The sequence below is a fragment of the Pseudomonas sp. B14(2017) genome (genome assembly GCF_002113255.1).
GTDB classification, from domain to species: Bacteria; Pseudomonadota; Gammaproteobacteria; order Pseudomonadales; family Pseudomonadaceae; genus Aquipseudomonas; species Aquipseudomonas putida_Z.
The window spans coordinates 135,251-155,740 of record NZ_NEJY01000008.1 but is presented as its reverse complement, the minus strand read 5'-3'; the positions used below and the strand labels follow the sequence as shown (position 1 = coordinate 155,740).

General features: G+C 61.0%; 17 protein-coding genes. 9 read left to right on the top strand and 8 right to left on the bottom strand.

All coding sequences use genetic code 11. The features are described 5' to 3' along the window. The first annotated feature begins 42 nt into the window (after positions 1–42). Entirely contained in the window at positions 43–909 is an 867-nt protein-coding gene (locus CAG34_RS10295; RefSeq protein WP_085589716.1) for an alpha/beta fold hydrolase, read from the top strand. A gap of 131 nt (positions 910–1,040) precedes the next feature. Here the strand turns inward: CAG34_RS10295 and CAG34_RS10290 are convergent, their stop codons facing one another. After that, positions 1,041–2,318: an OprD family outer membrane porin gene (locus CAG34_RS10290; protein WP_085589869.1), complete on the bottom strand. Its 1,278-nt coding sequence runs from the start codon at positions 2,316–2,318 to the stop codon at positions 1,041–1,043. 444 nt (positions 2,319–2,762) lie between these two features. Here CAG34_RS10290 and CAG34_RS10285 point away from each other — a divergent pair, with 444 nt between their 5' ends. Continuing rightward, positions 2,763–3,686 (top strand): LysR family transcriptional regulator, encoded by a 924-nt coding sequence (locus tag CAG34_RS10285; RefSeq protein WP_025339134.1) that lies wholly within the window; start codon positions 2,763–2,765, stop codon positions 3,684–3,686. A 47-nt stretch (positions 3,687–3,733) separates the two neighbouring features. Here the strand turns inward: CAG34_RS10285 and CAG34_RS10280 are convergent, their stop codons facing one another. After that, on the bottom strand, positions 3,734–5,008 hold the full coding sequence (locus CAG34_RS10280) for an acetyl-CoA hydrolase/transferase family protein (RefSeq protein ID WP_085589714.1): 1,275 nt from the start codon (positions 5,006–5,008) through the stop codon (positions 3,734–3,736). 372 nt (positions 5,009–5,380) lie between these two features. Between CAG34_RS10280 and CAG34_RS10270 the strand changes: the two genes are divergently transcribed. Genes CAG34_RS10270 through CAG34_RS10250 form a run of 5 tightly spaced genes read left to right on the top strand, consistent with a single transcriptional unit; the run spans position 5,381 to position 11,108 of the window. Continuing rightward, the gene (locus CAG34_RS10270; protein WP_085589710.1) at positions 5,381–6,583 is read left to right on the top strand and encodes an MFS transporter; all 1,203 of its coding nucleotides are present in this window, start codon (positions 5,381–5,383) and stop codon (positions 6,581–6,583) included. Next, on the top strand, positions 6,580–8,556 hold the full coding sequence (locus CAG34_RS10265) for an FUSC family protein (protein ID WP_158091095.1): 1,977 nt from the start codon (positions 6,580–6,582) through the stop codon (positions 8,554–8,556). The genes CAG34_RS10270 and CAG34_RS10265 overlap by 4 nt, the downstream gene beginning before the upstream one ends. After that, positions 8,546–8,755, top strand: coding sequence for a DUF1656 domain-containing protein (locus tag CAG34_RS10260; protein ID WP_025339129.1), 210 nt, complete (start codon positions 8,546–8,548; stop codon positions 8,753–8,755). Before CAG34_RS10265 ends, CAG34_RS10260 begins: the two co-directional genes overlap by 11 nt. Next, the gene (locus CAG34_RS10255) at positions 8,752–9,627 is read left to right on the top strand and encodes an HlyD family secretion protein (RefSeq protein WP_085589706.1); all 876 of its coding nucleotides are present in this window, start codon (positions 8,752–8,754) and stop codon (positions 9,625–9,627) included. The genes CAG34_RS10260 and CAG34_RS10255 overlap by 4 nt, the downstream gene beginning before the upstream one ends. Beyond that, the gene (locus tag CAG34_RS10250; RefSeq protein WP_085589704.1) at positions 9,624–11,108 is read left to right on the top strand and encodes an efflux transporter outer membrane subunit; all 1,485 of its coding nucleotides are present in this window, start codon (positions 9,624–9,626) and stop codon (positions 11,106–11,108) included. The genes CAG34_RS10255 and CAG34_RS10250 overlap by 4 nt, the downstream gene beginning before the upstream one ends. Before the next feature lie 115 nt (positions 11,109–11,223). On the opposite strand, the gene CAG34_RS10245 is transcribed toward CAG34_RS10250, so the two are convergent. The 6 genes from CAG34_RS10245 to dctP all read right to left on the bottom strand — a co-directional run bounded on the left by CAG34_RS10245 (position 11,224) and on the right by dctP (position 17,434). After that, entirely contained in the window at positions 11,224–12,147 is a 924-nt protein-coding gene (locus tag CAG34_RS10245; RefSeq protein WP_085589702.1) for an alpha/beta hydrolase, read from the bottom strand. Positions 12,148–12,193: 46 nt separating this feature from the next. Further along, entirely contained in the window at positions 12,194–13,444 is a 1,251-nt protein-coding gene (locus CAG34_RS10240) for a CaiB/BaiF CoA-transferase family protein (protein ID WP_218191903.1), read from the bottom strand. Between the two features lie 58 nt (positions 13,445–13,502). Continuing rightward, entirely contained in the window at positions 13,503–14,303 is an 801-nt protein-coding gene (locus CAG34_RS10235; protein WP_025339124.1) for an SDR family NAD(P)-dependent oxidoreductase, read from the bottom strand. Between the two features lie 197 nt (positions 14,304–14,500). Further along, positions 14,501–15,784, bottom strand: coding sequence for a TRAP transporter large permease (locus CAG34_RS10230; protein ID WP_025339123.1), 1,284 nt, complete (start codon positions 15,782–15,784; stop codon positions 14,501–14,503). A 1-nt stretch (position 15,785) separates the two neighbouring features. Continuing rightward, positions 15,786–16,295 (bottom strand): TRAP transporter small permease, encoded by a 510-nt coding sequence (locus tag CAG34_RS10225; RefSeq protein ID WP_085589699.1) that lies wholly within the window; start codon positions 16,293–16,295, stop codon positions 15,786–15,788. Between the two features lie 26 nt (positions 16,296–16,321). Continuing rightward, positions 16,322–17,434 carry a TRAP transporter substrate-binding protein DctP gene (dctP, locus tag CAG34_RS10220; protein ID WP_085589697.1) on the bottom strand — a complete coding sequence of 371 codons (1,113 nt, stop codon included), beginning with the start codon at positions 17,432–17,434 and terminating at the stop codon, positions 16,322–16,324. A gap of 459 nt (positions 17,435–17,893) precedes the next feature. Here dctP and CAG34_RS10215 point away from each other — a divergent pair, with 459 nt between their 5' ends. Further along, entirely contained in the window at positions 17,894–18,949 is a 1,056-nt protein-coding gene (locus CAG34_RS10215) for a zinc-binding dehydrogenase (protein WP_025339120.1), read from the top strand. A 58-nt stretch (positions 18,950–19,007) separates the two neighbouring features. Further along, a complete protein-coding gene (locus CAG34_RS10210; protein WP_085589695.1) occupies positions 19,008–20,468 on the top strand; it encodes an aldehyde dehydrogenase in 1,461 nt (486 codons plus the stop codon). The last annotated feature ends 22 nt before the right edge of the window (positions 20,469–20,490 follow it).

Sequence of the window (20,490 nt, the reverse complement as noted above, 5' to 3'; positions counted from 1 at the left end):
GGCAGTACCGTCCACCTGGCGCCTTGTCTTGGTACTTCCTACATGAATCCACGCACCTCGCTTCCCGGTACGCCCCTCCCAATGCACACCTGGACCGGCGCTCATGGCAATCGTCTGTGCGGCGATAGCTGGGGCGACCCTTTGGCACGGCCTGTGGTGCTATTGCACGGGGGCGGGCAGACCAGGCATTCGTGGCGGCACACTGCCCGCAGCTTGGCACGAGCGGGTTTTCATGCGGTGGCCTACGACGCTCGCGGCCATGGCGACTCGAGTTGGGTGGCAGATGGTGATTATGGCGAGGTGGCCATGGCTCAGGATCTTGCCAGCGTGATCCGCACTCTTGCCGGGCGTCCCGTGTTGATCGGCGCCTCGATGGGCGGCATGACCAGCCTGCAGGCTGTAGGCGGTGGTGTGGTGGATGCGGCAGCATTGATATTGGCCGATGTCGCGCATCTTTCGTCCGGAGGTGGTGTTGGGCGGGTGCGTGATTTCATGACGCGCCATGCCGAGGGTTTCGTCTCGCTCGAGGAGGCAGCTGACGCTATCGCGCAATACCGCGGGGACGTGCGGCGTCAGGGCAGCACAGCCGGGTTGGGCAAGAACTTGCGCCGCGCCGCCGATGGCCGCCTCTATTGGCACTGGGATCCGCGTTTTCTCGATGCCCGTGGCAACTTGGCCGAGCGGGCTGCACGGCTTGGCCAATGCGCGCGTCGCCTCGATGTGCCGACGCTGGTGGTGCGTGGCGAGCATTCCGATGTGTTGACGCGTGAGGCGGTCAGCGAATTTCTGGCGCTGTGCCCTCAAGCCCGGAATATTGAAGTGGCTGGCGCGGGGCATATGCTGACGGGTGACGACAACGATGCCTTTGGCCAAGTAGCGATCGATTTCATCTGCCAGATCGAGCGCTGAGCTGATTGGGTTGACACCCTCTCGGTGGGAGCGGCCTTGTGTCGCGAAAGGGCTGCGCAGCAGCCCAAGCAATGGTCATGCCGACCTCAAGACTTAGGGCTGCTGTGCGGCCCTTTCGCGAAGCACGGAATTCAGAACAACGACAAGGTGTAGGTTACCAGCAATCGATTCTGGTCCTGGTTCGGCACCGCCTCGCTGTGCAGCAGAGCATTGAGCCAGACGAATCCCAGTCCTTTGAGCGGGCCGCTCTGGATGATGTAACCCAGTGACAAGTCACGTTCCCACTCCCGCTGGTTACTGCCGCTGGCCGTCTTGATGGAGTCGGAGTCCAGGTACATGATCGACGCGTTCAGGCCAGGCACACCGGCAGCGGCAAAATCATAGGCGTACTGCACGTATCGTGTGGCCTGACCTGCGCGGGTGAAGTTGGAGGCGAGTCGGTCGGTGTAGAGGTAGGTGCTGGAGCCAGCTGCCTCGACGCCATTGCTCAGGCTGGCCTGGTTCGGTTGGACGAAGGCACTGTTGTCTGAGACCTTCTGGTAGCCGGCCAGTAAGCTGTGCCCGTTGACGGTATAGGTGAAGGTAGCGCTCCAGGTATCGTTGTCGATTTCGCCATCGCCGCCTTGGGTGAAGCCCGCCATCTGATAGCCCGCATCACCCGAGGCGTTAGCTCCTTGCGCCCGACTGCGGAAATACCGGAGATCGGTCTTGAGCTTCTGCGTTTCGCCAATGGGTAGCGTATGCACCGCCCCCAGGAAATCCTGGCGGTAATAGTCCTTCAGCGAGGCATGGTAATACTGCAGCAGAAGGTTGCTCCCCAGCGTGTAGTCGGCCCCCGCGAAAGTGAAACTGTCGCTCTGCTCACGTCCGCCGCCAACGGCCAGCCCGGTACGATCGCTCGAGCCGCGCCCCGTTACCTTGTTCAACTTGCCAGCGACCAGGGTTAGCCCATCGAATTCGTTCGAGGTGACCATCGCGCCCTGAAAGAGCTGTTGCAGCAAGCGACCGTCGTTGGCGACCAGGATGGGCAGCTTGGGGTACAGCGAACCGGCCAGCAACTCCGTCTTGGATGCCCTGGCCTTGAAGGTCAGGCCAAGCCTGCTCCATTCGTCCGCCGGGTGATCGCCGTCCGAAGGAATCATGGAACTGCCCTGGTGGCGCCCTCTACCGCTGTCGAGCGTCACACCCAGCAGACCGAGGGCATTGACGCCCACACCAATCGGGCCATCTGTATAGCCGGACTGGTAGTCGAGCTTGAAGCCTTGTGCCAATTCAGCGGTCTTGGATGGGCCACTGGTGTTATCGCGAAAATCATTATTGTAATAGAGCGTTCGAAAGCCCAGGTTCAGCCTGCTGTCAGCCACGAAGTCGGCACGGGCGGTCATCGGGACGATTGGGCTCAACGCCATGATCAGGACGAGCGGATACAACTTTGATTCGGCCACACTACAACCCTCTTCTTATTTTTTTAGGTGAACGCGTACCCGCGTCGGCAATGACTTTGCCGACGACGATCAGCGGGCTTCTCGAATAACGGACATGGCGCTCTTGGCCAGGCGCATGCACGCCGGGGCCGGTCCGTGGAGTAACTATTGAAGGGCTGGGATGGTCGCTCAAGTGACCATTCCTGAAGCGCTGATTCAGCGTGGCTGAAGCGGTCTAAAAGCCGCGTGGTCAGGGGCTTGGCGAAGGAAGGGGCGGGTTTGCATGGAGCAGTAATAGGCAAGCGATATAACGAGCGAAGGGGTATAGTCAGTCGTAGCGTGAAGCAGTGCAGGAGGACGGCTGGACGACAGGTTCCAGCCGTCGCCGATCAATAAAGACAAGACGACACAGACACCTTCAGAGCGCCTATGACTTTCAACAAGATGCACCTCATCCGCCAGGTAGATCTGTTTACCTTGAAGCTGTTCCTGTCTGCTGTCGAAGAGCAGCAGATCGGGCTTGCGGCGATTCGCGAGAACATCGCGGCCTCGACCGCGACCAAACGCATCCAAGACCTTGAGGAGATCGCTGGCGTAAAGCTTCTGGAGCGCAACCCCAAGGGCGTGCAGCCAAGCCCGGCCGGGGCGGTGCTGGTACGCTACCTGCGCTCGATCTTCGGCCAGTTGGACGACATGCGAGCGGAGATTTCCTCCTTCACCGAAGGGGTTCGTGGCGAGGTCCATGTCGCTTCGGCTCGTTCGATCATTGCGCCATTCCTGGCGCGTGAGCTAGGCAACTATGCCCACGACTATCCCCTGATCGAGCTGCAGCTGAGTGAGGTGGAAAATGCGGAGATCGTGCGTACGGTGGCGCACGGTGAGGCTGATGTGGGCGTCTTTGCAATGGCCCACGAAATCGACCTGAGTGGTGTCGACGTCACCCCTTATCGCAAGGACCGGATGGTAGCCATCGTGCCTCGGGAGCACCCGCTCGCGGGCCGGCAGAGTGTGACCTTCGAAGATCTGGCGCCGGAAAACATCGTCGCGGTGAAAGCCATGATGCCGGCGTTCCGGGTAGCGGCAAAACGGTTGGGCCAGGAGTTCCAGCCCCGTTTCAATGTGCGCAGCACCGGGGTTGCGATCAGCCTGGTGCAGGCGGGGTTTGGCGTGACGGTACAGCCAGAGTGTCATGTCAGCCGGGACATGCTCGATACCATCGCGGTGCTCGACCTCGCTGAGCCCTGGGCCAAGCGCATCATCTCGATTGCGACGCCTCACGGGCGTTTGCCGAGCCCAGCCGCTCGTACGCTGTTGGAGTACCTGGCAGGTACTTCAGGGGCTGTAGAAGGTTGACCTGTCTGGCCGTGGACATTGCTGTCCACGGTCAGTCCTCGTGATTGCTAGCTTAGATTTCCAGCATGTACTTGGCGTTCGAGTGCTTCGCGGTGTTCCGGCGCCGCCACTGCGATGAGCCTGGCTGCCCGCTGGGCGAGTGAGAGTCCACGCAGGTCGGCGACGCCATGCTCGGTGATGATGACGCAGCCATCGCTACGAGGCACCGTGACAGGCCCCGACAGCGCAGTGACGATTCGGCTCTGGCTACCTGCCGTGGAGGGTAGGGCGATGATCGGCACGCCGCCGCGGCTTGACTGGGCTGCGCGAATAAAATCGACGATGCCGCCAACCCCGCCCAGGTACCGACCTCCAGCCACTTCCGAGTTCACCTGGCCGCTGAGGTCGACCTCGATGGCCGAATTGATCGCCACAAACCGGTCGATCTTCCCCAGCACCTGTGGGTTGTGCGTGTAGTCCGTGCCGCGCAGCTCCAACGCACGGTTCAAATGGGCGTAGCGGCGCACCAACTCGCCGCCGATCAGTACACCACCAATGGACACATCGACATCGATGCTCTTGCAACCATTGGTGATAATGCCCGCCATCGCCAACCCAGCGATGCCGTCGCCAATCGCGCCGGAATGCACGCCAAGCTCTCGCCGGTCGTGCAATTGCGCCAGCACAGCATCGGGAATATTGCCTATACCGGTCTGCAAGGTCGCACCGTCTTCGACGAAGCTCGCGACGTGGCGACCGATCGCGACCTCGATGGGGCCAGGGGAGGAGGCTGAGGGGGTGAGTGACTGGACTGCGCAGGGGACCAACAAGTCAAAGTCGTCTTCCTGCAGGTAGGGACCGCCATATGTCCAGGGGATGGACGGGTTGACCTCTGCCAGAACCACTCGCGCCGATTTGAGTGCCGGAACCAGATACTCCCGTGCCATGCCCAGGCTGTAACGGCCCAGCGCATCGGGGGGCGGTACCTGAAGCATCAGGACATCGATCCGCAGTGCCTTCTGTTCGATCAGGCGTGGGAATTGAGAATAGTGGGCGGGGAGAATATCCAACAGACCCGCTTGGGCCAGCTTGCGGTTGGAGCCTGTAGCGCAGTAGGCCAGAAAGTCGATGGCGTCGGCATGCCCAGGTTCGAGCAGGCTGTTCTGCCCGATACCGAGGAATACGCGTACGCGGCCTATCGCGTGGCGCTGATTCACCAACGCCTGGATCAAGGTCAGGGGCTCCGCGTTGGCTTGTCCCCACATGATGGTGTCGCCGGACCGGATCAATGAAGTCAGGTCGGGTGCCTGGGCGTCGAGCGGTGCAAGGTGTGGTGTATTCATAGGGGCGTCGGAATGTCTGGACCTGTCGTCAGCCTGATGTTTGGTCTTGCTGGGGCGTGGAACAAATGAATATTTCGCAAGCGCAGCTTCACCGCCGACGAATTGAACATCGTATCGGCGCAAGAAGGATGGCCTTGGCAGTAGTTCGATCTGATCGAACTGGCGCTTTGAAATTCACGTATTGAATAAAGTGATGGCTACCTCCAGCATCGAGCTCGCCTCCCTCTCCATAAATTGCCTTGCGCACTGGGCTCTCCAGACCAAGGTGGTTTTCACATCGATGTTCAACGGTATGCCCATGCAGTTCCCCAACCCCCCTATTAATGCAGCAGTGCGCAGGTCTTTGCATGACCACGCGGGAGGGGGGTGTTGATGCGCACGATAGACAACGAGCAGTCACCTCTGTTTGAACAGGCCAAGTCGTCCAGGCTTGCAGGGACGTTCCTGGTTTCTGGTTTCATCATGGCGGCGTTGGGGTCGTCCCGCCTGCTCATTCCGCTGATCGCCTTATCATTGGGGGCCAGTAGCCTCTTGATCGGGGTGGCTGCAGCATTGTTCACCGCGGCGCCGATGTTGCTGAGTGTGCCGTTCGGGCGGTGGATGGATCGTACTGGAACCCTGCCGGCTGTCATGCTTTCGGCCACGATGATTGTCCTGGCCGCCTTGCTGTATGGCGTCATGCCAAGCCACTACAGCTTGTTGGCCGTTGCCGGGTTGATCGGGACTGCCGGTGTATTCACGCACATGGCTGCGACACGCGCAGTCGGGCTTGGGGTCGAACATACCGAGCGTGCGAAGTCTCTGGGTTATTTAGTACTCAGCTATTCGCTGTTCAATTTCTTCGGACCCGTGCTCACGACGCACGCCTTCGAGCATTACGGCGCTACCCTGGCCATTGGCGTGCTGGGGCTGTTCGCAGTCCTTTCGATCGTTGGTATCCGTAAGCTGCCTCATTTCTACACGCGCGAAAGGCAAGGTGCCGCCAATGCCAGCGGCTCTCGCAAAACCTACGACCTGCTGGGGATCGGTGACCTGCGCCTGTGGATCGTCATCAGCAGTGTCTTCACCGCGAACCAGACGCTGTTTCCCTTCATCCTTTCTATGCATGCCGCGCAAATCGGTCTCCCCGCTTCGCAGGCAGGCTGGATGCTGGGCGCATTCGCCTTTGGCACCTTGACTTCGAGGTTCTTCACACCGCTGCTGATCAAACGCGTCAGCCCAAATACGATATTGATCCTGGCGTTGATCGCAGCAGCAGGGGTCTATGCCGTCATACCGTTAGCGCATCACACGACTTCCCTGATCACGCTAAGTGGAGTCTTGGGGTTACCCTTGGGCGTTGGCGCACCTGTGTCACTGGCTCTGATCTACGAGGTGGCGCCGGCGAGTAGGGTGAACGAAGCGCTTGGGATCTCGATGTCCGTCAACAACCTCCTGCAGACCGTTTTCCCCATGATCATCGGTGTGGCGGCAATTGGCCTGGGCGTGGCTTCCATGGTGTGGGTATGGGCCTTGATTATCATGGCGAGTGCTGTCTGGATCATGATCGGCTCCATCAGGGATGGCGAATCATGATGCTTCGCTTGCCGAGCCGAGAGGATCTGTGGTTTTCCCTGCGTACGTTCATTGCCTCGATGCTGGCGTTGTACATTGCGCTCGATCTGTCATTGGCCAATCCGATCTGGGCCATGGGTACCGTCTACATCGTCTCGCAACCGCTGCTCGGCGCGATGCGCTCGAAGACGCTCTATCGTATCGGCGGGACCTTGACCGGGGCGGCTGGAGCCCTACTGCTGGTCCCGCCTCTGAGCGCCCAACCGGTGTTGTTGATCTTCGCTGTAGCGCTATGGTCGGGGATGTTCCTGTTCTTTTCGATGCTCGATCGCAGCCCTCGCACGTATCTGTTTCGCCTACCGGCCTATACCTTGCCGCTGATCGTCTTTCCCTCCGTGCATGCACCCCAGTTGGTGTTCGACATCGCGCTGGCCAGGACCGAGGAAATCCTGGTTGGTATCTTTTGCGCCAACCTGGTTGCTGGTGTTGCCCTGGTGCAGCGAGCCAGTCCGGTAATCCGCAATCGTCTTGCGCAGTGGTTCGACCACGTGGCCATGTGGGCACAAGAACTGATGACAGGGCAGGTGGGCTCGGGCAGCCGACATCAGTTGGTAGTGGAGCTGTCGACGCTGGAGCAATTGACTACCCATCTGGCTTTCGATACCCCTCACCGGCACGCTGTACCGCTGATGTTGCAGCTGCGCGCGCGAATGCGTCGCCTACTGCCACTGCTGTCATCGCTGGCGGCGATGCGCCAGGCGCTGCAGCGAGAGGGCGGCCTCGATCCGCTATTGCAGGTGCAGTTCAGCCAAGTGGCTGCGCAATTGACTGGCGCCGCAACCGCAGAGGCTGTCGTCGAGCTTTCCGATGACCCTCCAGGGCAGAGTTGGCCTGGGATCCTGGCGTGGGTAACGCGCCGACGCTTGGCCCACTTCCATGCACTCAACGATGACTGTCAGCAGTTGCGTGACCGTCTGGCCGATGTGAGCCTGGAAGGCAGACCCTTGCTGTATCCCCATGACCGTTTGGCTGGGAGCGCTCATCACCTGGACCATGGCCTGGTGCTGTTCTATGCCAGTTCGGTCGCCCTGGGCATTGTCCTCTGTGGCCTGCTCTGGCTGATCTCTGGCTGGACGGCAGGGGCCAATGCCATGGTGCTGGGTATCGTGGCTTGTGCACTGTTCTGCGCACTGGACGAACCTGCCCCGAGAATGTTGCGTTTTCTCGCCGTGAACTTGGCCAGCAGTGTGCTGGGTGGTCTGCTGTTGTTCGTGGTGTTGCCTCAGGTGGAGACGTTCGAGGCTCTGGTGGCGTGCTTCCTGCTGCCCTGCCTGGCATTCGGGGTACTGATCCTGCGTCCGCAGTTCAGCACCGAAGCGATGCTGATGATTGTCTTTACTGGCAGCACGCTCGGGCTGCACGGCGCATATCAGGCTGATTTCGCTGGGTTCCTGGAGGGGTGCCTGGCCAGTATCGGGGGTGCCCTGGTGGCCTTGTTGTGGACGATGCTGATTCGGCCTTTCGGTCGTGAAATAACCTTGGCACGGCTGCGCCAGTCCACCTTCAGGGCGCTGGCCCAACTGGCACTGCGTGGTGGCTACGACTACCCACGCCTCACCGCGCGCCTGCATGATCGCCAGGAACTGACCTGGCCCCGTCAACCGGGCATCGACGGCATTGCCGAAGTGCGCCTGGGGCTGGCCTTGTTGCACCTGCGCAGCCAACTGCCCTCGATCGACGTCACTGCTCGCAGGGTCGTCGAGGAACTGCTGGACGGACTTGGACGATTTTTCCTTATCTGCGCCGGGAATGGGGAGCTGAGCCCCTTCGACAGTCGCCTGCTGATGCTCATCGATCGGGCCTTGGGCCAAGTGCTGGCGGGCACCGCCATTACGACTCAAGACGCCAGCAGCGCACTGGTGGAACTGCGCCTCATCTGCTATCCCGATGCACCCGCGCCGGATTTCTCAGGAGCGCTCGTCCATGTTAGGTGAGGTCGATCTGTACGGTGTCTATCTGCCCAGCCTGTTGCCAATGCTGGCGATTGCCTATGTCGTGAGTACGTTGTTGCGAGTGGCCTTGGCCCGGTTGGGGCTTTATCGACGACTGTGGCATCCCTTTCTCTTCAACCTGGCCTTGTACGTGATCGTTCTTGGCTTTGCCACTTTCCTGGTATCGGATTGGCCCGTATGACCCGCAAGCTCCGTAAACTGCTTCCCTTCATCCCGTCGTTGCTGCTGGCGGCCATCGCCATCCCGGTGGCGGTCCATTTATGGGACTACTACAGCAACTCACCCTGGACACGCGACGGTCGCGTGCGAGCCGAGGTGGTGCAGGTGGCGCCGGACGTTGCCGGTCTGATCACCCAGGTGGCGGTCGAAGACAACCAATTGGTCAAGCGCGGGCAGTTGCTGTTTAGGATCGATCGCAGCCGTTACGAGGCCCTGGTGAAACAGGCGCAGGCAAACCTGATGCAGGCACGAGCGAACTTGGGCCAGGCTCAACGGCAGGCGCGACGCAACCATGTGGTGTCCGACTTGGTGGCGCGTCAGCAACTGGAAGAGGGCGATACCCGGGTCGAGCGGGCCCAGGCCGCGTTGGCCGCAGCCGAAGCGGTATTGACCCTGGCACAGGTGGACCTGGTCCGCACCGAAGTGCGTAGCCCGGTGGATGGTTATGTCAATGATCAAGTTCCGCGTAGCGGTGACTACATCACCACCGGGCGCCCGGTGCTTTCGATTGTCGATGAACACTCGCTGCATGTGGTTGGCTACTTCGAAGAAACCAAGCTGGAGCGTTTACATATCGGCCAGCCAGTGGAAATACGCCTGATGGGCAGCAATGGTTTGCTGCACGGCCACGTACAGAGCGTGGCTGCTGGTATCGATGACCGTGACCGTAGTTCGGGCGAGGCGCTCTTGCCTAATGTGAACCCGGCTTTCAACTGGGTGCGTTTGGCCCAGCGTGTGCCGGTGCGGGTAGCGCTGGATGACGTACCTGGAGATCTGCGCATGGTGGCCGGGCGCACCGCTACCGTGTCTGTGCGACAGGAGCTGGCCCGATGAAGCCTGAGATCCTTGCCATTGTCGTCGCTGTGGCTCTGGGCGGTTGTAGTCTTGTAGGGCCAGATTACAGGGTGCCCGATACTGCTTTGGTACGCACAGAGGCAGCCAACGGGCCATTCCAGGCGCCAGGGACGCGAGATCAAGCGGTGCCGGAGCATTGGCGGCTTTACGATGATCCCGAAGTCGAGCAGCTGGTGCGCGAGGTATTGGCAGCCAATACCGACCTTCGGGTCGCCACTGCCCATTTGCGCAAAGCCCTGGCGGTGGAAGCCTCGGTGGCTGCTGACAGCCATCCACGCGCCAGCGTCGAAGCCGATGCACGTCGTCACCAGGATGCACTCGAGTCCTCACCGCTTGGCGTGCGCCCAGGTGTGGTGAACGACGCGGGTGTGGGTTTGACGATCAGTTACGACCTGGACCTGTTTGGCAAGCTGGCGCGTGCCGAGCAGGCGGCCCGTGCCGACAGCGACAGTGCCTTGGCGGCGCTGGAGCTGGCGCGCACTGCAGTTGTGGCGCAGACTCTGAGTGCCTATGTTCAGGGCTGCTCGGCGACGCATCAGCTGGCCGTGGCACGGCAGCAGTTGGCGCTGCAGGCGCGTAGTGTGGATGTGGTTGAACGCTTGGCGGCGGTGGGCAGTGGTAGCAAGAGCGATGTTGACCGGGCGCGTACCCAGCTGGCCAGCCTGCGTGCAAACCTGCCGCCGTTCGAGGCAGCCCGTGATGGGGCCGCGTACCGCCTTGCTGCGCTGCAGGGCAAGACCTCAGCACAATTCTCCAATCAGCGGCCAACCTGCTCGCGAGAGCCACGTCTGGCCCAGACTATTCCCGCGGGGGATGGTGCGTCGCTGCTTCGCCGGCGCCCGGATGTTCGCCAGGCCGAGCGCCAGCTGGCTGCCGCTACCGCGCGTATCGGCGTGGCCATGGCAGATTTGTATCCGGACATCCGACTTGGAGCATCGGCGGGGCTGGCCGGGCGATTCGGCGACCTTGCCGAACAGTCGGCATCGCATTTCGCTTTCGGCCCGCTGCTGAGCTGGACGATACCCGACAGTGGCGCTCGTGCCCGCGTCAAGGCCGCTGAAGCTGACAGCGAAGCGGCGCTGGCGAATTTTGACGGTGTGGTGCTGGGTGCATTGCGTGAAACCGAAACAGCGTTGACCAATTACTCGAGGGCGCTGGTTCGCAACGCTGACCTGCAGGATGCGCGCGACCATGCCAAAGGCGCGGCCGTGGACGAAGACCGTCTGTACCGGGCGGGGCAGTCGCCGTACCTGTCCAGTCTCGATGCCAATCGCACGCTGGCGACAGCCGAGGCAGAGCTGGCGGCATCCGATGCACAGGTGGCGCTTGATCAAGTGGATTTGTTCCGAGCCCTGGGTGGGGGATGGCGCGCTGCAGTGTCGGCTTATCCCTCGTCCGTTACTGCGTCTTCGCCGACAGCCGCTCGCGCTTCTCTACGAAAAAATTCAACAACACCCTGATTTTGACAGGCATTTGTGAGCGTAAAGAGAGACGGCACTCTGTGGTGCCGTCTCTCTTTACGCTGATCTGGCTGCCGCGGGCTTGCTGAGTCCGGCACGTGCCTTGCCGATCGCCTCAGGACAAGTGCTCTTTAAAGAAAGGCACCAGCTTGGCCAAGGCTTGGCGCACAGGCTCGGGCTTGTCATAGAGATCGTAGTGCGACCAGCCTGCGACCACCACCAGTTCCTTGGTCTTCGAAGCCGCACGACCGATGATCTCGCAGCCGTCGCGGTAGGCACCGAATGCACCGACCTTGTCACCCACCACCACCATCAGCGGCTGGGTCAGCAACACTTCGGCAAGGTGGAAAGCATCCCAGCCCACTGCATTGCCCTGATGCGAGAGCAGTGAACGGTTCAAACCATTGGGCTTCTGCCCGCGTGGGGTGCGGTAGTACTCGGTGGCTTCGTATACGTCGATTTCAGTCGCGCCCACGCGTTTGGCTTCTTCTGGAGAAGGCGGCAGCAGGTCATCCACCCGGCGTTCGGCGCCACGGGCTTCTGCAGTGCGCTGCTGGGCGATGGATTCGAGTAGGGCGATGGGGTTGAAGCCACTGAATCCTTCACGCATCAGACGGCCATAGTTCACACCGGTGACAGTGGCCACGGCCTTGATGCGCCGTTCGGTCATCGCAGCATTGATCGAGTAGCCGCCTCCGCCACAGAGGCCGAGTACGCCAATGCGTTGCTCGTCCACATAGGTCAGGGTTGTCAGGTAGTCGGCTACCACCCGGAAATCTTCGACACGGTGGCTTGGGTCTTCGATGAAGCGCGGCTCACCGCCGCTGGCGCCCTGGAAGCTGGCGTCGAAGGCAATGACCACGAACCCTTCCTTGGCGAGCGCTGTGCCATAGACGTTGCCGGACGTTTGCTCCTTGCAACTGCCGATGGGGTGGGCACTGATGATGGCGGGATACTTCTTCTTGGCATCGAAGTCAGGCGGGAAGTGGAGGTCGGCGACGATGTTCCAGTTTAGGTTGGGGATTTGCACAGTTTCCATGGTCATTCACCTCGTAGCGTGTGATCAGTGAATACGGCATGAGCTTTCAGTCGGCAGCTGCCAGTGCCCCGCCTGACTCCAATACGGCTGCCACTTCCTCCTGGGCGAAGCCATATTCGTGCAGCAGTTCGGTGGTGTGTTCGCCCAGGCGCGGTGCGGGAAAACGCAGCGCTCCGGGAGTGGCACTCCATTCGTGAGCCAGGCCAATGGTGCGAATGCGTCCTTCGCTTGGATGGTCCTGCTCTTCGAAGAAGTTCACGGCCTTCATGTGCTCATCGTCGAGCAGCGATTCAGGCGTGTTCATCTGCATCACACAGATATCCGCTTCGATCAGCAGTTTTACCCACTCGGCACTAGTTCGGGTCTCGAAGGTGTGCGAAAGGAACTCGTACAGTTCACTCATGTGCAGCGCCCGGCTGTGGACGTCACGATAACGCGCATCCTGGGCCATTTCCGGGCGGCCCACGGCTTCGAACAGCCGTTGCCAGTGGCGATCAGTATAGATCTCCACACTCAGGTAGCCATCCAAGGTGGGGAAGGGGCGCCGCTCGGGGCTGGTCATGCGTGCATAGCCCCAGTCGCCCAGCGCAGGCACGAAAGTATGGCCATACATGTGGTCGCCCATCACGAAGTGGGCGAAGGTTTCGAACATGGGTACCGACACCGACTGGCCCTGGCCCGTTTGCCCTCGGTGGTGCAGGGCCGCCAGGATGGCATTGCTGGTGGCCATGCCAACGATGCGATCCGCGATTGCCGTACCCACATAACTGGGTGGGCCATCGGTCTTGCGGCTTTGTACCATCGGCACGCCAACGGCGGCCTGGATCAGGTTGTCATAGGCCGGACGCTCGGCATAGGGGCCGCGCTGTCCAAAACCGAAGGCACCGCAGTAGATGATCCGCGGGTTGATGGCCTGGACTTGTTCGTAGGAGAGCCCGAGCCGTGCCATCGCATTGGGGCGCAGGCTGAAGAGCAGGACATCCGCCGTGGCGATCATGCGCTTGAGCGCTGCGAGGCCGCTGGGTCTCTTGAGGTTCAGCACCAGGCTGCGCTTGTTGCGGTTCAGGTGCAGGAAGATCGCCGCCATGCCCTTGTTGCGACTGGGGCCGACGTTGCGCGTGGTATCGCCTTCAGGCGCCTCGATCTTGCAGATATCCGCGCCCATATCCCCCAGTAGCAGGGATGCATACGGCCCCATGAAGTTCGAGGTGAGGTCCAGTACCCGTAAACCGCTCAAAGGGCCGACCAGCTTGGTGTGATCGGTCAGGGGGTGATCAGTGACACATTGATTCGACATACCGCATTGCTCCTGTTCTTGTAATTGCGTCAGTCCGCTGCCGGGTGAGCCAGGCGGCTCAATGAATGGTCAGGCCTCCGGTGGGGCTGACCGTGGCACCTGTGAGGTAGGCGGCATCGTCGGAGGCCAGGAAGGCCACGACGCCCCCGATGTCACCAGGTGCCGCGACGCCGAATGGGCTGCTGGCCACGATCTTTTCGTACTGCTTGCGGTGATGTTCGGAAACACCGCCTTCCTGGCCCCAGGCGGCGTCCCACGACGGGGTGTCACGCACCACGGTAACGCACACGCAGTTGACCCGGATCTTGTCCCGGGCGAGCTCTTTTGACAGCACTTTGCTGGCCATGATCAGGCCGCCGGAGAACGTGGAGATGGCGGTCTGCCCAGGGGTAGGCGACCTGCCGCCTTCGGAAGTGACGAATACAATGCTGCCGCCGCCGCGCTGGCGCAGGTAAGGCACCGCGGCCTGCACCACGAGCAGCTTCGCCGCCACGGCTTGCGCCACGAACTGGGTCACCCGTTCGAGGTCGATGTCGGCAAAGGGGCCACGTACTTGTGGTTGCCGGGCCTCATCGTCGTTGCCCCCGGCGTTAGGCACCACGATGTCTATTCCCCCGAAGCGGCGCGCCGCCTCAGCAGCCACGGCCTGCATGTCGCTTTTCGAGCGCACGTCGCCTGCAACGAAGCAGCCTTCGCCGCCCAGGGCGCGGATTTGCTCGAGCACGGCCTGGGCCTTCTTTTCGTCCCGGCCATTGATAACCACTCGGGCACCACGGGCGGCGAGTTGCAACGCCACACCTTTACCAATACCACCCGTGCCACCGGTAACGATGGCGACCTTACCTTCGAGATTGTTCATTGCTCCAAAGCTCCTGACTGCATGGTCGAAACTGGCGGTGCCACGCACCACGCAGGTTTGATGAATATCAAACCCAAGGGTAGGCGCCGACACGGCCCGATCCAACTTGTGCTTTACGAAGCCCTGATTCGGTCGTATTGAAGTTGCGCCTTGGGGTGAAACAGGTGCGGCGAAAGCCTTTCGCCGCACCTGAGCGCTTACATGTTTTGCGGTAGCCAGAGCGTCAGCTGAGGGAAGGCCAGTAGAATCGCGATGGCGACCAACTGGGTGATCACATAAGGGAACGACCCTCTGAATATCTGCGATACCGGTGTCTTCGAGTACTTGGACACGATGAAGCAGTTCAGGCCCACCGGCGGGGTGACCATGCCGATTTCGGCGACGACGATCATGATGATGCCGAACCAGACCAGGTCAAAGCCCAGCGAGGACACCAACGGCGCGACGATGGGCACGGTGAGCACCAGGATGGCCATCTGGTCCATGAAAAAGCCCAGCACCAGGTACAGGAGCACCAGCCCGAGCATGATGGTCCAGGGGGACACGTCCAGTGCGCCCACCCAGGCAATCAGGTCCTGGGTGACGTGGGTTAGTGCGAACACCATGGCGAACAGCTTCGCGCCCAGGATGATGATGGCGAACATGCAGGACGTTCGCGCCGCCCGTCCGACCAGCCCTTGCAGATCGGGCAGGGACGCGCGACCACGGGCGACATACAGCACGCCTGCGAGCAATGCGCCAAGCGCGGAGGCTTCGGTGGGTGTTGCGATGCCGGTGTAGATGACCCCAGTGATCGCGGCGAACAGAAGCAACACTGGCAGGACGCTCTTGAGCAGGCGCAGTTTCTCGGTCAGGGCGACCGGTTCCGACAACGGTGCGCGCGAGGGGTCGAGCTTGACCAGGCTATAGACCGTGATGACGATCGTCAGGGTCACCAGGATGCCGGGCACTACCCCTGCCATCAGCAGCCTACCGATGTTCACGTCGGCAATCAGGCCATAGACCACCATCGCGATGCTGGGAGGGATCAGCATCGCCAGGGTCCCGGAAATCGCCACGCAGCCACCAGCCAGGCGCGGCTCATAGCCGTGCTTGAGCATTGCTGGCAGGGACGTGGCCGACAGGGTCGCCGCAGCCGCGGAAGAAGAGCCGCAGATCGCTCCGAAACCTGCCCCGGAAAAGGCCGTTGCAATACCGAGCCCGCCGGGAATGCGACCGAACCAGGCTGCGCCGACCTTGAACAGGTCGTCGGTCACGCCGGAGCGGAGCACGAACTCAGCCATCAGTAGGAACATGGGTATGGTCACGAACTCGTAGACTACTGCCGATTCGCGTGGCATCGAGCCGAGCATGATGACCAACGCATCCGTACCCCCGGCCCACAGAAGCCCAAGGCCACCCACGATCGCCATGGCAAAGCCGATGGGGGAACCCAGGGAGATCAGCAGCAACAAGGCAATGAAAAAAGCAGCGGCAATCATCTCAGGCTTCCTCGGGTTGTTCGAGAGACGCATCCTGGCCACTGCTCAATAGCAGCGAGCAGTGATGGATCAGGCGCAAAGACAGCAGGGCGCTGCCTGCACTGATGGGCAAGTAGCTCAGCCAGACCGGCCAGTTGACATACCCGGTGAGAAACTCGTCTGCCTGAAACGACTCGATCATGCTGAGGGTGCTGCCAATGGCGATAACCACGAACACGCAGGCCGCCAAGAGCGAGCACGCGGTATCTGAAATCAGCTTTGTGCGCGGGCTCATGCGGTTAAGGAACAGGTCCAGTTGGATATGGTCGCCATGCCGGAATGTATCGGAGATCGCCAGGTAGGAAATAACCACCATGAGGTAATAGCTGATGACGTCCATCGTCCAGGGAATGGGCGAATGGAACATGTAGCGGGCAACCGCGTCGGCGCTGATGAGGAACATGGTGATTAGCAGGCAGATACCCGCGAGCAGCGTGCTGGACTTCTCTAGTACTTGAATTATCGATTTCATGGAAAGGCTCTCAGGTAAGCGGCAGGTTATCGTTCTGAAGCCACGAACAGCTGGTGGTACTCCTCAAGCAGTGCACTGCCGTCGTGATGGGCCGCATCCATGACCTGCGCCCAGCTCTTCTTGACCTGCTGCATGGCAAGCGTCAGCTTGGCCAGATCCTCGGCGGGCAACTGCGTCACTATATGGCCGTTGTCCCTGACGATCAGGTTCTTGATCCTGACGTTTTCCTCGTCCAGCCATTGGCACATCGAGGCCTGGGTGGACTGCGCCGCTTGGTTCATGATGGTTTTCACTTCCGCGGGCAGCGCATTCCACCTTTTGCTGCTGATCGCATACACCACGGCCGTTCCACCCAGGCTTACACCGTCGACGGAGTACTTGAGCTGGTCTTCGAGGGCGTAGGGCGTCAGCGCGTTGTAGGGGTAGACGGCGCCGTCGATGGTGCCGCGCGACAGCGCCTCGTACACCTCCGAAGCGGAGATTTGCACAGGCACCGCGTCCAGAGCCTGTACCGTCTTGGTCATGGCCGCCCCGGCCCCGCGGATCTTCAACCCCTCCATCGCCTCCAGGCTGGCGGTAGGTTGCTTCGAGGTCATGAAGGTATAGGGCGGCATCAGGGTCACGAACAGCACGTGAAGCCCGTGGCGGTTGTACTCGGATTTGCCGATGGTGCCTGTGTCACTGACCATGGTCGCCAGCGTGCGGGTGCCCTGGCATATATTGCTGTACATGTTCGGCAGTTCAGCGACCGTGGACATCGGAAGTTTGTCCGACTCATACGCAGGAATGAAAACAGCTATATCGGCCAACCCCGAGCGGAGCAGGCTGAAATAGTCTTTTCCCAATTGTGCGGCGGGGTAGGTTTCAAACGTCACCCTGCCGTTTGAGGCCTTCTCCACCGCCTGGGTGAATACGCCACCGCCGTGGGTCCAGGCATAGTGTTTCGATGAGAAGCGGTGAGTGAACTTCAGGTTGATCTGGTCTTCTGCCACGGCGGGGAACGCACTGCACAAACCGGCAAGGGTCAGTACCGTCGCGCACTGAAGTACCGAAGGGCGCTGGAGCGCGGGGCGCGACTGAATGGCGGGTGGCCGTGCAGGCGCACGGGTTTTTGACTGTGTCTTCGAACGGAACAACATGGCTGTACCTCTGAAACTGGAATGATCTTGTTGTTGTTTCTATTCCTGTTTGGGTGTCGTCGAGTTGATCGGGCCTGTCAGGTCACTGGGTCACTCCTCTGCGTTGAATCACCGTGTACGCAACGTCCCGGGGCAGTGGTTGTGCGCGGGTGCGATAGCGGGATAACGATGAAGCAGAGCAGCCAATTGCGCCTGCTGTTTCGGCTGAAGAATTCGCAAGCCCCGATTCGCTCCTGGCGAACCCTGAAACTGCTTCGCCCAGAACGAATTGACGCTTCGATTTATCGCGTTTGCCCCACGCCCGAGATGCTCTTAGCCTCAAGCCAGAGGGATATTGCCTGTCCCGGTGCTGGCCATATGCGCGGCGTGTTTCGTTCCCTGGCAACTGCACAGGGATATTCGAGCGCAACGACAGCACCTGACCACCAACAACAATCAAGCAGATGCTGAGGGCGTTGAATGCGAGGCATGATTTTCAAGGGGCAGTGCGAAGTCCAGGTCAAGGACTTCCCGGACCCCACCCCAGGACCGGGCGAGGCCATCATCGAGATGAAGGCCTCCGGCATGTGCGGTACCGACCTGCATTACTACCGGCACGGCATGCACGAGGCACTTGGTATGCTCGGCCTGAAGGAGCGCATGCGCGGCGACGACATCATCGGTGGGCATGAACCCTGTGGGGTAATCGCCGCGGTGGGAGCCGGTGTCGATGCGCGGGCATTCAAGCCCGGCGATCGGGTCATCGTCTTTCATTACAAGGGGTGCAGCCACTGCGAGCATTGCCGCAGCGGCTGGACCCAGTTGTGCGATCACGGCGCCGACATCTATGGCGTACTCAACCACGGCGGGCATGCCACCTACATGAAGGTCCCGGTGTCTTCGCTGATCCATCTACCTCAAGACATTTCGTTCAAGGGCGGTGCCGCCATTGCTTGTGGCACGGGTACGGCCTATGGCGCTTTGCTTCGCCTTGGCGTCACCGCCCGCGACACGCTGGCGATCTATGGCCTGGGGCCCGTCGGGCTTTCCGCCGCGCAGTTGGCGGCGGCCATGGGCGTGGAGGTGATCGGCGTCGATATCAACGCCGAACGCGTGCAGAACGCGAAGGCGTTTGGTGTAGCGCATGCCATCGATGCCAGCCGAGTTGACCCGGTCGAGCAGATTCACAGGCTCACGGCCGGCAAAGGCGCCTCCTGCGCCATGGAGTGTGCCGGTGGTGAGATACCCCGTAGCCAAGCCGTGCGCAGCACCAGTATCTGGGGGCGGATTGCCCTGGTGTCGGTGGGCGGTAACCTGAGCCTTGATGTCATGAAGGACCTAATCGGCAAGCAGCGAACCCTGGTGGGCTCATTCACGGTTTCGGAGGTCGGCATGAGCGACTGTGCGCGCTTCATCGCGGCCCATGGTGTCGAGGTGGACAAGCTGTTTTCCAGCGAGTGGTCCCTTGAGCAGGCCGGTGAGGCCTATGCCGATTTCAACCAGCAGACTGGCGGCAAGGGCGTGATCGTCTTCTGACCGCCCGATGTTCTGGCCAACCCGTTCAGCGGCGCATTGGTGCCCAATGGAGATCATCATGACCGAAAGAGCCATTTCCCTGAAACACCCCGATCGGCTATTCATCGGTGGGCAGTGGGTGGTGCCCGCCACCTCTGAAACCTTCGATGTACTCGACTGCTCGACCGAGGAGGTCGTCGCCACTGTGGCGAAAGCCTCTTCCGAGGATATGCAGCGGGCGATCAACGCGGCGCGTGAGGCCTTTGACGACGGGCCCTGGCCGCGCTTAAGCCCACAGGAGCGTGCCGTCTACCTGGAAAAAATTGCCGAGCGCCTCGAGGCGCTGAATGATGAGTTCGCGCGCATCTGGTCTATCGAAACAGGCATTGTCTACAAGGTCGCTCAACCGCGTATTGGCCTGTTCATCAGTGGCGCGTTTCGGCAATACGCGGCGATGGCCTCGTCCTTTGCTTTCAGCGAGGCGCATCAGTCGGTGACCGGTAACCCTGCCTATCGCGTTTATGAACCGGTCGGTGTAGTGGGGCAGATCATTCCTTGGAATGGCCCTGCGGGGCTGATGGCCTACAAGACCGCGCCGGCGCTGCTAGCCGGGTGCACGATGGTCATCAAATCACCGCCGGAAGCGCCATGTTCGGCGTACCTGCTCGCGCAGATCTGCGAGGAGATCGGGCTGCCTCCAGGCGTCATCAACGTCGTGACGGCGGACAGGGATGTGTCCGAGGAGTTGGTTCGCCATCCGGGCGTGGACAAAATTACCTTCACCGGGTCGACCGGAGCGGGCCGTAGGATCGCCTCTATCGCTGGGGATCGTGTCGCCCGCGTAACGCTTGAGCTGGGAGGCAAGTCGCCGGCCGTGGTGCTTGACGACTATGACATCGAAACGGCCGCCACCACCTTGGGCAACTCCTATTTTGGTTATAACACCGGCCAGATCTGCCATAGCCTGACCAGGGTGATCGTTCCACGGGCGAAGCACGACCAGATGGTCGACGCGCTGGCGAACATCGCGCGCAAGATCGTCATCGGCGACCCGTTTGCCGACGATACGACCTCCGGCCCGCTCGCCAGCGCGCGTCAGCGGGAAACCGTGGAGCGTTATGTAGCAAAAGGTATTGCTGAAGGGGCTACGCTGGTGACGGGAGGGAAGCGTCCTGAAAGCCCGAAAAAAGGGTTCTTCTACGAACCTACGGTCTTTGCCAACGTCGACAATCGCTCCGCCATCGCCCAGGAAGAGATTTTCGGGCCGGTGCTTTGTGTCATTCCCGCCGACAGTGAGGCGGATGCCATTCGCATGGCAAACGACACGCCGTTCGGACTTAATGCCGCAGTCTTTACCAACGACCGTGAAAAGGCGTTGCAAGTGGCACGGCAGCTTCGCTCCGGTACCGTGGGGCACAATGGGCCACGCACTGATTTTTCGATCGGTTTTGGCGGCTTCAAGCAGTCTGGGATTGGTCGTGAGGGCGGGGTAGAGGGCTTGTTGGCCTTCATGGAGTCGAAAACCATCGTACTGGCATGACCCCTTGATCGCCGCACGCCTG

Bases quoted from the DNA above. Each gene is read 5' to 3' on its own strand.
- CAG34_RS10295 (WP_085589716.1), top strand. From the start codon at position 43: ATGAATCCACGCACCTCGCTTCCCGGTACGCCCCTCCCAATGCACACC.
- CAG34_RS10235 (WP_025339124.1), bottom strand. From the start codon at position 14,303: ATGAACAATCTCGAAGGTAAGGTCGCCATCGTTACCGGTGGCACGGGT.
- dctP (WP_085589697.1), bottom strand. From the start codon at position 17,434: ATGTTGTTCCGTTCGAAGACACAGTCAAAAACCCGTGCGCCTGCACGG.
- CAG34_RS10215 (WP_025339120.1), top strand. From the start codon at position 17,894: ATGCGAGGCATGATTTTCAAGGGGCAGTGCGAAGTCCAGGTCAAGGAC.
- CAG34_RS10265 (WP_158091095.1), top strand. From the start codon at position 6,580: ATGATGCTTCGCTTGCCGAGCCGAGAGGATCTGTGGTTTTCCCTGCGT.
- CAG34_RS10260 (WP_025339129.1), top strand. From the start codon at position 8,546: ATGTTAGGTGAGGTCGATCTGTACGGTGTCTATCTGCCCAGCCTGTTG.
- CAG34_RS10250 (WP_085589704.1), top strand. From the start codon at position 9,624: ATGAAGCCTGAGATCCTTGCCATTGTCGTCGCTGTGGCTCTGGGCGGT.
- CAG34_RS10285 (WP_025339134.1), top strand. From the start codon at position 2,763: ATGACTTTCAACAAGATGCACCTCATCCGCCAGGTAGATCTGTTTACC.
- CAG34_RS10225 (WP_085589699.1), bottom strand. From the start codon at position 16,295: ATGAAATCGATAATTCAAGTACTAGAGAAGTCCAGCACGCTGCTCGCG.
- CAG34_RS10230 (WP_025339123.1), bottom strand. From the start codon at position 15,784: ATGATTGCCGCTGCTTTTTTCATTGCCTTGTTGCTGCTGATCTCCCTG.
- CAG34_RS10255 (WP_085589706.1), top strand. From the start codon at position 8,752: ATGACCCGCAAGCTCCGTAAACTGCTTCCCTTCATCCCGTCGTTGCTG.
- CAG34_RS10290 (WP_085589869.1), bottom strand. From the start codon at position 2,318: ATGGCGTTGAGCCCAATCGTCCCGATGACCGCCCGTGCCGACTTCGTG.
- CAG34_RS10245 (WP_085589702.1), bottom strand. From the start codon at position 12,147: ATGGAAACTGTGCAAATCCCCAACCTAAACTGGAACATCGTCGCCGAC.
- CAG34_RS10210 (WP_085589695.1), top strand. From the start codon at position 19,008: ATGACCGAAAGAGCCATTTCCCTGAAACACCCCGATCGGCTATTCATC.
- CAG34_RS10280 (WP_085589714.1), bottom strand. From the start codon at position 5,008: ATGAATACACCACACCTTGCACCGCTCGACGCCCAGGCACCCGACCTG.
- CAG34_RS10270 (WP_085589710.1), top strand. From the start codon at position 5,381: ATGCGCACGATAGACAACGAGCAGTCACCTCTGTTTGAACAGGCCAAG.
- CAG34_RS10240 (WP_218191903.1), bottom strand. From the start codon at position 13,444: ATGTCGAATCAATGTGTCACTGATCACCCCCTGACCGATCACACCAAG.